At 72.6% G+C, this 12,920-nt stretch carries 10 protein-coding genes; 3 read left to right on the top strand and 7 right to left on the bottom strand.

Annotation, left to right across the window (positions count from 1 at the left end):
• Positions 1–274: 274 nt before the first annotated feature.
• Both ACFXPL_RS07250 and ACFXPL_RS07255 read left to right on the top strand, forming a co-directional pair.
• Positions 275–1,231 carry a helix-turn-helix transcriptional regulator gene (locus tag ACFXPL_RS07250; protein ID WP_384913854.1) on the top strand — a complete coding sequence of 319 codons (957 nt, stop codon included), beginning with the start codon at positions 275–277 and terminating at the stop codon, positions 1,229–1,231.
• A gap of 117 nt (positions 1,232–1,348) precedes the next feature.
• Positions 1,349–2,746, top strand: a complete 1,398-nt coding sequence (locus ACFXPL_RS07255; RefSeq protein WP_384913857.1) for a D-alanyl-D-alanine carboxypeptidase family protein — start codon at positions 1,349–1,351, stop codon at positions 2,744–2,746.
• A 15-nt stretch (positions 2,747–2,761) separates the two neighbouring features.
• On the opposite strand, the gene ACFXPL_RS07260 is transcribed toward ACFXPL_RS07255, so the two are convergent.
• The 5 genes from ACFXPL_RS07260 to ACFXPL_RS07280 form a co-directional block, all read right to left on the bottom strand.
• Positions 2,762–3,547 (bottom strand): pentapeptide repeat-containing protein, encoded by a 786-nt coding sequence (locus ACFXPL_RS07260; protein WP_384914177.1) that lies wholly within the window; start codon positions 3,545–3,547, stop codon positions 2,762–2,764.
• A 208-nt stretch (positions 3,548–3,755) separates the two neighbouring features.
• Entirely contained in the window at positions 3,756–6,431 is a 2,676-nt protein-coding gene (locus ACFXPL_RS07265; RefSeq protein WP_384914180.1) for an ATP-binding protein, read from the bottom strand.
• A 171-nt stretch (positions 6,432–6,602) separates the two neighbouring features.
• The gene (locus tag ACFXPL_RS07270) at positions 6,603–7,784 is read right to left on the bottom strand and encodes a mandelate racemase/muconate lactonizing enzyme family protein (RefSeq protein WP_384913861.1); all 1,182 of its coding nucleotides are present in this window, start codon (positions 7,782–7,784) and stop codon (positions 6,603–6,605) included.
• Between the two features lie 53 nt (positions 7,785–7,837).
• A complete protein-coding gene (locus ACFXPL_RS07275) occupies positions 7,838–8,389 on the bottom strand; it encodes a nuclear transport factor 2 family protein (protein WP_384913864.1) in 552 nt (183 codons plus the stop codon).
• Positions 8,386–9,120 (bottom strand): ribonuclease activity regulator RraA, encoded by a 735-nt coding sequence (locus tag ACFXPL_RS07280; RefSeq protein ID WP_384913866.1) that lies wholly within the window; start codon positions 9,118–9,120, stop codon positions 8,386–8,388. The genes ACFXPL_RS07275 and ACFXPL_RS07280 overlap by 4 nt, the downstream gene beginning before the upstream one ends.
• 260 nt (positions 9,121–9,380) lie before the next feature.
• Here ACFXPL_RS07280 and ACFXPL_RS07285 point away from each other — a divergent pair, with 260 nt between their 5' ends.
• Positions 9,381–10,220: an IclR family transcriptional regulator gene (locus ACFXPL_RS07285; RefSeq protein ID WP_384913869.1), complete on the top strand. Its 840-nt coding sequence runs from the start codon at positions 9,381–9,383 to the stop codon at positions 10,218–10,220.
• On the opposite strand, the gene ACFXPL_RS07290 is transcribed toward ACFXPL_RS07285, so the two are convergent.
• A complete protein-coding gene (locus tag ACFXPL_RS07290) occupies positions 10,199–11,152 on the bottom strand; it encodes a fumarylacetoacetate hydrolase family protein (protein WP_384913872.1) in 954 nt (317 codons plus the stop codon). The two genes, ACFXPL_RS07285 and ACFXPL_RS07290, sit on opposite strands and share 22 nt — an antisense overlap.
• 62 nt (positions 11,153–11,214) lie before the next feature.
• A complete protein-coding gene (locus tag ACFXPL_RS07295) occupies positions 11,215–12,552 on the bottom strand; it encodes an MFS transporter (protein WP_384913875.1) in 1,338 nt (445 codons plus the stop codon).
• Positions 12,553–12,920: the final 368 nt, after the last annotated feature.

A 12,920-nucleotide genomic window follows, 5' to 3' on the forward strand; every position in this document is an offset into this window, starting at 1 on the left:
GCCTCGCACCACGGTTCGGGATCAACGGTAGTCCTGATCAGGGCCCTTCGGGCGAGGTTGGCGTCTACTCGCAACACTCCGCACGGAACGTGGCATTCAGGCATACCCGCCGCTGTGGAGGGAAGAGGAGCGCGGGAACAGGCCCGGCCCGCGCGGGCCCCGGCCCGGCCTCTCCCTGGTCCTCGCCGTGGCCCCGCGCCCGCCACCGGCCTTGCACCGTTCGGGTACCGGCCGGTATCAGGCGGGGGCGGCCGTACGCGCTGATACTGGCCCCATGACCCGACACGGAGAGCTGGGCACGGCCCTGCACCGCTGGCGTGACCGGATCGCCCCGGCCGAGGCCGGGCCGTCCGCGGACGAGCCCGGCAGGACGGGCGGGCTGCGGCACGAGGAGCTGGCCCGGCTGACCGGTCTGTCCGTGGACTATCTCGTGCGGCTGGAGGAGGGGCGGGCCACCTCCCCTTCCGTGCAGGTGCTGACCTCGCTGGCGTGCGCCCTGCGGCTCTCCGAGGACGAGCGCCGCCATCTCTTCCTGCTCGCCGGGCAGTCCCCGCCCGCCGTGGGCCGGGTCCCGGACCACGTCCCCGCCAGCGTGCGGCGGCTGCTCGGGCGGCTCGCGGGCACCCCGATCGGGGTCCATGACGCGTCCTGGAACCTGATCACCTGGAATCCGCTGTGGGCCGCCCTGGTCGGTGACCCCGCGCAGGCCCCGCCGCGCGGGCGCAACGCCGCCTGGCAGCACTTCACGGGCGGGCCCAGCCGGATCGTCCACACCGTGGAGCAGGAGGCCGGGTTCGAGGCGGCGCTCGTCGCCGATCTGCGGGCGGCCACCGTCCGCTATCCGACCGACGTACGGCTGCGTTTCCTCATCGGTGAGCTGCGGCGCGTCAGCAACCGGTTCGCGGTGCTCTGGAACTCCCGGATCGTCGGTGCGCACGCCACCGGGACCTGGACCGTCCACCACCCGGACGTCGGGCCCGTGACGGTCGACTGCGACACGCTCACGGTGCCGGGGTGCGATCTGCGGATCGCCGCCTACTCCGCGACGCCCGGGACCGACGCCGCCGACAAGCTCGCCCTGCTGGACGTCATCGGTACGGACGTCATCGGCACCGACGTCATCACCACCGGGGCGGCCGGCGCGGAGCCGCCCGTACGGGAGCCCGGCAGCGGCGGGGAGCCGGGCTCCGGCGCGGATCCCGCGGCCGACCCCGCGCCCGTCGAGCGCTGACTTCCCCGCCGTCTCACCCGTTCGGGTGTACGCCCTTGAGGGGCCGACCGGGGCGGTGATACATCCGGTCGGCCCACGCGAGGGGCGCGCGACGCGGTCCGTTCCTACCGTGGCCGAATGATCATCAGATCCGTGATGCGCTCCGCACTCTCCGGCACGGCGGCTCTCGCCGCCGGCCTGCTGGTCCTTCTGCCGGCGTCCCACCCGGCCGCCGCGGATTCCCGTACCGATCCGGTCGTACGGGCCCCGGGCCTGCCCGAGGGCGCCGCGATCGCGGTCGCGGGCGCCCCCGGCACCCACGCCCCGCCCGGCACCCCCGGGGCCCCCGGAGCGAGCGGTTCGGCCGCCCCGAGCCGCCCGGCCGCCCCGTCCACGCCGGCCCGCGCCGGTGCCGCCCCCGCCGCCGCCCTGGACGGTTCGCTGCTGCGCCGCGACGGTGTCCAGGTCCTGCCCGCGCGTGGCGCCCCCGCGCCGCCGGAGGTCTCCGCCCTGTCCTGGCTGGTCGCCGACGCCCGGACCGGCGACGTGCTCGCCGCGCGCGACGCGCACCGCGAGCTGCCGCCCGCCTCCACCCTCAAGACGCTCTTCGCCGTCACCACGCTGCCGCGGCTGTCCGAGCACGCCCAGCACCTGGTCACGGACGAGGAGCTGGACGACATCGGTCCGGGCAGCAGCCTGGTGGGCGTCGTCCCCGGCGTACGGTACGAGGCGGCCGACCTGTGGCGGGGCGTCTTCCTCAGCTCCGGCAACGACGCCGTGCGCGTCCTCTCCGAGATGAACGGCGGCCTGGACAGGACCGTCAAGCAGATGCGGGACAAGGCGAAGCTGCTCGGCGCGCTCGACACCCATGTGGTCTCCCCCGACGGCTACGACGCCCCGGGCCAGGTCTCCTCCGCGTACGACCTGGCGGTGTTCGGGCGTACGGGGCTGGCCTCGCCCGACTTCGTCCGTTACAGCTCGACGGTCGACGCCGAATTCCCCGGTTACGGCGGCACCTTCGGCATCATGAACACCAACCGGCTGCTGACCGGCGCCGACGGGGTGGAGGCGTACCCGGGGCTGATCGGTGTCAAGAACGGTTACACCACGGACGCCGGCTACACCCTGGTGGCCGCCGCCCGGCACGGCGACCGCACCCTGCTGGTGACGGTGATGAACCCGCAGTGGGGCGGCGTCCACGCCGTGTACGAGGAGGCCAGGGAGCTGCTGGACTGGGGGTTCGGCGCGCACGGCCGGGTGACCCCGGTGGGATCGCTCCAGCCGCCCCCGGCACCCCTGCCGCCGCGCCCGACGGTGGAGGCGGCGGGCCCGGAGCCGGGCGCGGTCGAGAAGGCCGTACGGGCCCACCCCGTACCGTCGACGACGCCCGCCGTCCACGCGCGGGCGGCCGGGTCAGGGGCAGGGGGCGTGCTGCCGGTGGCGTTCATCTGCGCGGCAGCGCTCTCGGCGCTCGCGCTCTTCCTCGTACGGCGCGGAGTTGCCCGGCGGGACCGGAGCGCCCCGGGCGGACGGTGACGCGGGGCGCGGCGGCTACCAGTGGGCGGGGCGCGCGAGTGACGGCGGCAGCTTGGTGTCCGCGTCGCCCCGCGCCGCGTTGACCTGGGTCTGGACGAGGAAGACGCTGCCGGTCAGATCGGCGCCGCGCAGATCGGCGTCGCGGAGGTCGGCCCCGATCAGATCGGCCAGTCTGAGGTCGGCGCCGCGCAGATCGGCGGCGATCAGGTACGCCCCGCGCAGGTCGGCGCCCCGCAGATCGGCGCCCCTGAGCCGGGCGCCGAAGAGGTCGGCGCCCCTGCGGTTCTTCTTCTTGCCCTTGACCTGGGCCCGGACGAGTTCGCTCGTCCGCAGCAGCAGGGGGTTGACGGCGGCACGGCGGGCCGCGACGTCCAGGGCCAGCAGGGTGGCGGGGTCGGCGAGGGTGAGGCGTTCGGTCTCCTCCAGGGCGGCGCGCAGTTCGCCGTGGAGCGCGCGGGCCGGCTCCAGGGTGAGGGCCTCGGTCAGATACCGCAGGAGTTCCTGGAGCTGCCGTACCACCGGGAGCAGCGCGAACATCTCGTCGGCGGTGTGCGGGGCCTGCCGCCAGTCCTGTCCGCCGTAGGTGATCCGGGAGATCTTCTGGCCGGCGCCGAAGCAGTCGTAGACCGTGCAGCCCTGGAAGCCGCGCTGCCGCAGCTCGCGGTGGACGGAGCAGCGGAAGTCCGTCCGCAGATGGGAGCAGGGTTCGCCCGCGGCCTTGTGCACGGGGAAGTCGGCCGAGGCGGAGAAGGTCAGGGCGACGCAGCACAGCCCGAAGCAGTTCGCGCAGTCGGCCCGCAGACCCGGATCGTCGAGTGCGGCGTGGCCGGTGCTGTGGCCCGCGTGGCCGGTGCGGTCGGTGCTGTGGCCGGTGCGGTCGGGCTGGTGGGACAAGGGGGCCGGTCTCCTGTCACGGAATGGGCGTGCGGTCAGAGCCTACTGGTCCGCCCTCCCGAGCCGGCCCTCCCCCGGGGCCCCTCGTACGGATCCCGCCCGCCCTTCAGGCGTCTCAGCGCTGCACGTGGTGGGAGTCCATGGCCCGGCGCGCCCGGGCCGCCAGCCCGTCGGCGCCGCAGCTCTCGGCGAGTTCGAGCCCGCAGGCCAGTTCGGCGTGGAACCCGGCGGCCATGCCGTACTCGACCCGGGCGACGGCGCGTTCGTACGCGCAGGGCGACGCTTCGAGATGTGCGACGGCCTGGGCCAGCAGCTCGACCCGCTCCGCGCCCTCCCTCAGCGACGCGGTGCAGCAGAGCGCCACCCCGATGGCGGTGTGCGTGCCGAAGCGTTCGGCGCGGTCCCGGGCGTACGAGGCGAGGTGGGCCGCGCGGCGCGGGTCCTCGTCGGCGAGGGCCCGCGCGAGGTCGAGGGACCAGGGTGCCATGACGACGTTGTGCCGTCCCCGGGCCCGCAACGCCTGCCCGGCCGCTTCCAGTTCGGCGACGGCCTCGTCCTTCCGGCCGAGGGCGAGCAGCAGCCGGCCGCGGACGGAGGGGGCGTCGGGGATGACGATCGTGGAGGAGTACGGCGGCGCGAACGCGTACCGTTCGGCGGCCTCCGCGGCCTCGTCGACATGGCCGCGCGCGAGGAGGGTGTCGAGGAACATGCAGACGGCGTCCCAGTTCACCGGCAGGCCGTTGCCGACCCGGTCGGCCATGCGCAGGCTCTCGCGCAGATACATCTCGGCGTCGGCGAGCCGGCCGCGCCTGCGGTGGACGTAGCCGACCAGCGCGTGGGCGAAGGCGAGATGGCCGCCGCTCCAGCCGGAGATCTCGAAGGCGCGCAGCGCCTCGGTGAAGAGGCTCTCGGCACGGTCGAGCCGGTCGGCGAAGGCGTACGAGAGTCCGAGGAGGGCCGGGGGTTCGAACCCCCATCCCTGGTCGGCCCAGCCGACCCCGGGCGGCAACCCGCCGTCCCGCAGGACGCGTTCACCGATCTGGACGATTTCCTCGGCGCTCTCACCGCGGGCCGTGCCGTCGAAGGCGCGCAGCATCAGCAGGACGCGTTCGGTGTTGTCCCGGCCGGTGAGCGGCGCCGCCGTACGGGCGAGGCGGCGCGACCGGTCCGCACCGTCCTCCTCTATGGCCTGGACGCCCTCCCAGAGGAAGTGCGCGGCCTGGAGCCGCATCCTGGCGGGTCCGTCCCCGGTACGGGCGACCTCGGTGGCCACGACATGGGCGGCGTCACCGGTCTGGTTGTTGTGGGTCAGGGCCTGCGCGAGCCGGAACACCACGTCCACGCGCAGGGCGTCGTCGAGGTGCGGGGTGTCGAGCGCGGCGCGCAGGTGTCCGACCGTGGTGGCGGGCGAGGTCAGCAGGGTGGCGCAGCCCAGCTCATACAGCAGCGGTCCCCTCACGGTGGACAACGGCGGTTCCGCAAGGGCCCGTTCGAGGCAGCGGCGGGCGGCGTCGGGGGCTCCGACCGCGAGGTGTTCCGCGGCGGCCTCCCGTAACTGCTCGACCAGTTCGGGGTCGCCGTCGGGGTGCACTTCGAGGAGGTGCGGCGCCGCGGCGGCGGCTCCCCGGCCGCTGCGGGAGACCGCCCAGGCGGCGAGGCCGTGCATCGCGGCACGTACGGCCGGCGGGATGGCGCGGTAGACGGCTCCGGCGATCAGCGGATGGACGAACTCCAGCGGGTCGACGCCGACGAGGATCCGAGCGGTGCGCAGCCGCTGCGCGCACTCGGCGGCCTCCTCGTCGCTCATGCCCGCGAGCGAGATGGTCAGGTCGAGGGAGATGTCCGTACCGAGGATGGCGGCGGCCCAGGCGAACCGGGTGGTGGCCGTACCGAGTTCCTCCAGCCGGGCGATGAGCCCGGTGCCGCGCGCCGACGCACCGAGGGCGCGCAGTTCGCCGGCGTTGTTCCCGACGGGGTCGATCGCGCTGTCCCGTACCTTCGCGAGGAGTTCGACGGTCTCGTACGCGTTGCCGCCGGTCACCTCCCACACCTCGCGGCAGAACGGGTCGTCCGCGTGCTCCCCGAGCCCGGCCCGCGCGAGCCCGGCCGTGGCGTCGGGTGTGAGTTCGCGGAGGGTGACCAGCAGCCGGGCCGCCGAGCCCAGCGTCCTGAGGTGCTCCTCGGCCTCGCCGACGGCTTCCTCGGTGCGGTATCCGACGACCACGAGGACGGGCAGGGCGCGCCCGGGGCGCCGGGCGAAGGAGGCGAGCCAGGCAAGGGTCTCCAGGTCGGCCCATTGCGCGTCGTCCACGGTGAGCAGGAGCGGGCCGTGGACCTCCGCGAGCCGTTCGACGAACGCGTCCAGGCCGTCCCTGACGCCCTGCGGAGCGGCGGGCTGGTCGCCGGGCGGCAGTATCCCGAGCGCGGGACCGACGATCTCGTACCGCTCGCCGAGCAGGTCGGCCGCGTCGCCGTACCCGTCGCGCTCGTGGCGTTCCGCGTGCTCACCCTGCCCGTCCGGCGTTTCGGCGACCACGAGAGCGGGTTGGAGGAGTTGCCGTACGACATGGAACGGCACCGAGGTCAGGCTCTCCCCACCGCGCGCCGCCCACACGGCGCAGCGCCCGGCGGCGAGCCGGCGCACCTCGGAGAGCAGCGCGGTCTTGCCGAGCCCGGCGGCGCCCCGGTACACGAGGACCCCACCGGACGGCGCCACCGCGCAGAGCGCGTCCACCGCGCGGGCCGCGGCGGCCAGTTCGGGTTCGCGCTCCAGCAGCGGAAGAGCGGTCATCTGCTCCGGCGGATGCAGCGGCATCCCTCCCCCTCCCACGTCGGACTGCGCCCAGGTCACGCAACGAGCCTAGACCCGCAACGCACCGAGTGGACCCGAATACGCACGAATTCGGCTGTTCGACTGCGCATCGACGCGGAAAGGAGTAAGGGGGCCGTGGACCGCGCGGGGTCAGCCCGTGACCGTGATGTCCTCCGTGGTCCAGGCCGCCGCCTGGTCGCTGAGGGAGAGGCCGAGGCCCGGGCGGCTCGGGACGATCATGCGGCCTTCGCGGAGTTCCAGGCGTTCGTTGAACATCGGCTCCAGCCACTCGAAGTGTTCGACCCAGGTGACGCGCGGGTAGGCGGCGGCGAGGTGGAGGTGGATCTCCATGGCGAAGTGCGGGGCCAGGTTGAGGGCCTTGTGGTCGGCGAGGGCCATGATCTGGAGGAACGGGGTGATGCCGCCGACGCGCGGGGCGTCGGGCTGGATGAAGTCGGCGGCGCCGGTGAGGATCAGGTCGGTGTGTTCGGCGACGCTGGTGAGCATCTCGCCGGTGGCGACCGGGGTGTCCAGGCTCGCCGCGAGCGCCGCGTGGCCCTCGGAGTCGTACGCGTCGAGCGGCTCCTCGATCCAGGTGAGGTCGAAGTTCTCCAGGGCCCGGCCCATGCGGGCGGCGGTGGTGCGGTCCCACTGCTGGTTGGCGTCGACCATCAACGGGACGTCGTCGCCGATGTGTTCGCGGACGGCCTGGACGCGGCGCAGGTCCTCCTTGGTGTCCGGCTGCCCCACCTTGATCTTGATGCCGCCGATGCCGCGCGACAGGGAGAGCCCGGTGTTCTCCAGCACCTGTTCGATGGGCATGGAGAGGTAGCCGCCGGAGGTGTTGTAGCACTGCACGGAGTCACGGTGCGCGCCCAGCAGTTTGGCCAGGGGGAGCCCGGCCCGGCGGGCCTTGAGGTCCCAGAGTGCGATGTCGAAGGCGGCGATGGCCTGGGTGGTCAGTCCGCTGCGGCCCATGGACGCGCCGGCCCAGACGAGCTTCTGCCAGAGGCGGCCGGTGTCGCTGGGGTCCTCGCCGATGAGTTCGGGGGCGATCTCCTGGGCGTGGGCGTAGAGCCCGGGGCCGCCCGCGCGCTTGGAGTAGCCGAAGCCGATGCCCTCGTGGCCGCCCTCGGTGGTGATCCGGGCGAAGAGGAACGCGATCTCGGTGAGCGGCTTCTGACGGCCCGTCAGCACCTTGGCGTCGCTGATCGGGGCGTGCAGCGGCAGCCGTACGAGACTGACGCGCACGGCGGAGATACGGTCGAGGGTGGCCTCCCCCGGTGCGGTGGCGAAGGGCTTGGCGGGGGTCGGGCGGGTGGCGGACGTCATGCGAGGGCTCCTTCGAGGATGGGGGGTTGTACGGGTGGCGAGGCCGGGCGCGGTCAGGGCGTGGGGCCTTCCGCCGGCTCCGGGGCCGGGTACCGCGCGTCGGGGTGCGGGCGGTCGACGGGGCAGCCCAGGTGGTAGCCGCGGGAGCCGTAGTCGAACCCTTCGAGTTCGACGTGGTCCCGGCCGTCCGAGCGGGCGGCGTAGTAGGCGCGGATCTCGGTGATCAGGCCGGTTCCCGGGTCGAAGGCGTACCACTCGTCGCCGCGCAGGAAGCCGCCCTGCCGGGTCTTGTAGTGGGTCCACTCGATGACGGCCTGGTGGGTCGTCGGGTCGGTGATCAGCCGGTCGATGGTCCAGGCCGAGCCGATGGTGAGGGTGAGCCCGCGCCAGTTCTCGGCGATGGTGCGGGCACCCTTCCAGGGTCCGTCGAGGCCCGGCGGGAAGTAGTGGACGGCGTCGGGGTGGAAGGTGGCGGCCATCTTCTCGACGTCGGCCTCGTTGCACCCGTCGAAGTACGTACGGATGGTGGCCTCCATCCGTGCGCGGCGCGCCGGCTCGTCCAGTTTTCCGAACGCGGTGGTGTCCCCGGTCTCGTACGTCGTCACGCGCGGGCCTTCTTCCACTGGCGGAACTGTTCCCTGGTCTCCTCGCTCGGCGGGTAGAGCCCGCCGAGAAGCGGTTCCCCCGCGTGCACCCGGGTGTGCAGGTAGTGCTCCAGCTCCTCCTGCTCCAGGGCCTGGTCGACGATGCGCGGGGCGAGGTGGCGGGGGACGACGATGACGCCGTCCCGGTCCCCGACCAGGATGTCACCGGGGTAGACGGCCACCCCGGCGCAGCCGATGGGCACCTGGAGGTCGGCGACGTGGAAGCTGGTGAGGCGGGTGGTGGCGGTGACGGCGCGCGCGTACGTCGGGAGGGGCAGCGACGCGAGGACGTGACCGTCGCGGAAGGCGCCGTCGGTGATGAACGCGGTGGCGCCGCGGTGCAGGGCCCGGGTGACGAGCATGTCGCCGGCCGAGGCGGCGGAGATGTCGCTGCGGCTGTCGATGACCATCACCTGGCCCTCGCTCAGGCTCTCCACACCCAGCCACTGGAGGTTGTCCTCGCCCGGCAGGCTTTCGAGGGTGTCGAGGTCCTCGCGCGCCGGTATGAAGCGCATGGTGAACGCCTCGCCGACGAAGCCGTCGAGATCGGGGTTGAGGGGCGAGAGCCCCACGAGGAACTGCTGCCGCAGCCCCTCCGCGAAGAGCCGGGTGGCGAGGGTGGCGGTGCTGATGCGGCGCAGCTTGTCCAGGACCTGGGGTTCCAGAGGTTCGTGCTCGTGAACGGGGGGCATGTCGGGGCTCACCTCGGAGGAGTCGGGGAGGGTCGGATCGCGGGTCGGGTGCGTGTGAAGTTCAGGCGGATTCCCAATCAATGGGATTGGATCTCGTTTACTGGGTAGATTGACCGTAGCAATGGTCCTGGGGAGCGCACAAGTCCCGGTGACAGCACCCGGAGTGGGTCGGTAGTGTCATCCGATGAGCGCGGGCGGCCCGTACGGGGAACACCGCCGGAGGAACGCCGTGCGGAGAACAGGGAAGGCCGAAGCGGACGATGAACGAGGCAACGACGAACCGGGTGGACGCGTCGCAGGGCGGCCCCGGTGGCGCGGGTCCGGGCTCCGGCTCGGGCGAGCGGGCCGCGGGCGCCCTGGACCGGGGGCTGGCGATCCTGACGCATGTCGCCAGGACGCGCGGCACCTCGACCCCCGAGATCGCCCAGGCGCTGGGGCTGACCCGCAGCACCGCGTACCGGCTGGTCGACCGGTTGCACGAGCAGGGCTGGCTGGCGCACGACCCGGCCGCCGGGCAGTGGCGGCTCGGCTCGGCCGCGGTACGGCTGGCGTCCGCCGCGGTGGCGTCGACCAACCTCCGGGACGCGGCGGCCCCCGCCCTGCGCAAGCTCGCCGATCTCACCCAGGAGACCGTCAGCCTCGGTGTGCCCAACGGGCTGACGATGGTGTTCGTCCACCGGGAGCGCGGGACGCGGCCCGCCGCCGTCACCGCCGAACTGGGCGCCTCCCGCCCCCTGCATTCGACATCCCTCGGCCGCGCCTATCTGGCGGCGCTGCCGCAGCCCCAGCTGGAGGAGACGCTGATCGAGCTCGTACGCTCGCCACTGTCGCCGGTGACGGCGGCCACGGTCTCGGATCTGCACGCCGAGATCGAGCGGACACGGGGGCGAGGCTGGTCGCAGGATCTGCGGGAGTTCGACGAGTCGAGCTGCTGCTGCGGCGCGGCGGTGTACGACCACACCGGGCTGCCGGTCGCCTGCATCAGCGTGGCGGGCGTGGCCGAACGGATGGAGCCGCTCGTCCCGACGTACGGCCCGGTCGTGGCCCAGGTCTGCCGGGAACTGTCGGCGGATCTCGGCTACCTGCCGCCCACCACCTGACGCGGCCGGAGCGGCCCGGCGTCCTCGCCGGCGGCGCTCCGCACCGGGTTGACGAGGCGCCCGATCCCCTCGACCTCCGATTCCAGCAGGTCTCCGGGGCGCAGGGCGCGCGGCGGGCTCATGTAGTCGCCGCAGCCCGCGGGGGTCCCGGTGAGCACCACGTCCCCGGGACGGAGGGTGAAGAACCGGCTGAGATAGGCGATCAGTTCAGGGATCCGGAAGACCATGTCGGCGGTCGTACCGTCCTGTACGCACTCACCGTTGACCCAGGTACGGACCCGCAGCGCGTGCGGGTCGGGGATCGCGTCGGCGGTGACGACGAGGGGGCCGAGCGGACAGAAGGTGTCCAGGCCCTTGCCGCGCACCCACTGTCCGTCGCTCTCCTGGAGGTCGCGCGCGGAGATGTCGTTGGCGACGGTGTAGCCGAAGACATGGTGCGGCGCGTCCCGTTCGCTCACGTGGCGCGCCTCGGTGCCGATGATGACGGCGAGTTCGGTCTCCCAGTCGACGCGCCGGGTCAGCGCCGGGTCGAAGACGACGGCCTCGCCCGTGCCGATGACGCTGGAGGAGAGTTTCGGGAAGAGATAGGGCTCAGTGGGCGCCTGCCATCCCATCTCCGCGATGGTGTCACGGTAGTTGAGGCCGATCCCGTACAACGTGGCCGGACGGTACGGGAGGACCGGGGCGCCCTCGATCGGTTCGGCGCCCTCGACCGGTCCGCCGTCACCGACCGGTCCGCCGTCACCGGCCGCTCCGCCGTCACCGGCCGGGTCACGGTCCCCGGCCGGGTCGCCGTCCCCGGTCGGCGGGACGCCGTCGGCGATGACACCGGCGAGCGAGGCCGAGGCCGGCGCGAGCCGCCATGTGCCGTCGGCGTCCGGCCTGCTGACGAGCCGTCGGCGCCCCCGGTGGATGAGTGTGGCCAGGTGCATGAGGGTGATCTCCTGGGGAAGAGGCGGACATTCCCGCCACCGGAGCGGCAAGGACGTACCGTTCAGTGGGACATGGTTCCAGGTACGGAGGCGGGCGGACCGGTGGCATCGTCAGCCTCCTTCGCCCCCTTTCCCCCCTCCTTTCCTGCCTGTTCGTTTTCTTCGGGCGCCTGTTCGTGTTCCTTTGCCGGGGTCGCCGAGGTGTCGGAAAGGAAGAACACCGCGCACGCGGCGACGAGGGAGAACGCCGCCAGGGCGATGAGCCCCCAGGACGTGCTGCCGGTCCGCTCCTGCACCAGTCCGAATCCGTACGGGGCCACGAATCCGCCGAGATTGGCGATCGAATTGATGAGCGCGATGGCCATGCCGACCACCATCGGATGCACGGTTCCCTGCACGATGGGCCAGAAGATCGGGCTGATGCTCTTGAACCCCATCGCGGCCACGCACAGCATCACCAGGGCGAGTACCGGCGTACTCACCGCCGCCGCGTAGGACCCGATCGCCGCGACCACCAGGGCGCCGATCAGCAGCGGTTTGCGCCGGCCCGTGCGGTCGCCGATACGGGCGAGGGTGAACATGGCGAAAATCGCGCAGATCCAGGGCAGCGAGGATAGGAGTCCGACGGTGAAGTCGTCGGTTCCCTCGATACCGCGGACGATGGACGGCAGCCAGAAGGTGTTGGCGTAGATCGACATCTGGACCGCGAAGTAGATGAAGCACAGCAGCGGGACCTTCGGCGCGCGCAACACGTCGAGCAGCCCGCCGCGCACCTTCCCGTGGCCCGCCGCCGCGGCGGCGTCGTCCGCCGCGATGGCCGTGGTCAGGGCGTGCTGCTCGGCACGGGTCAGCCAACGGGCGTCCTCGATCTCCGAGTCGAGCCAGAAGAAGGCGAACACCCCCACCCCGACGGAGAGCAGCCCCTCCACCAGGAACATCCACTGCCAGCCCGTGAGCCCCCACGCCCCGTCCAGGGCGAGCAGCGGCCCCGAGGCGGGTCCCGACACGGAGAAGGCGACGAGCGCGCCGACCGCGTACCGCGCGTTGGCCCGGCCGCGGTGCGAGTTCGGCAGCCATTTGGTGAGGTAGTAGAGAACGGCCGGCACAAATCCGGCCTCGGCCATACCGAGCAGGAACCGCAGGAAGTAGAAGCTCCACTCCCCCTGCGCGAAGAGCATGCAGGCGGAGACGATGCCCCAGCTCACACAGATCCGGGAGAGCCAGATCTTCGCCCCGAATTTTTCCATCAGGACATTGCTGGGGATCTCGAAAAGCGTGTAGGAGATGAAGAACAGTCCGGCGCCGAGCCCGTAAGCGGCCGCCCCTATACCGAGATCCGCTTCCAGATGCGACTGGGCGTACCCGATGTTGGAACGGTTGAGCTGATTGCACATCATCATGACGGCGAATACAGGAACGACGCGTCGGAGAATCTTTCCGGTGGCGCTCCGAAGATGCGGTCCGGACAGGTCCGGACTGCTGACATGCGAGGTCATATGCGGCCACTTCTTCCGTCGTCAGTGACAGGAACCGACCGGCCAAGCGCCCTGAAGTCCCATTCATTGAGACGCTGTTCCGTTTATCGGCACTCGGTACGGTAAGATTCGCGTCGTACGGTGTCAAGGCCCGTGACGGGACCCGGTGTGACGGCCCCGGGGAGACACGGGGAAGGCGCCGACGCGAGCCCGGCCGGGGCCCGCGCACGCCGAAGGGGTGCCGGGCCCGCGCCCGGGGGCGCGCCCCGCCGGCCCCCCGACCGGCGGGGCGC

This window comes from Streptomyces sp. NPDC059092 (assembly GCF_042756365.1).
Lineage (GTDB): Bacteria > Actinomycetota > Actinomycetes > Streptomycetales > Streptomycetaceae > Streptomyces.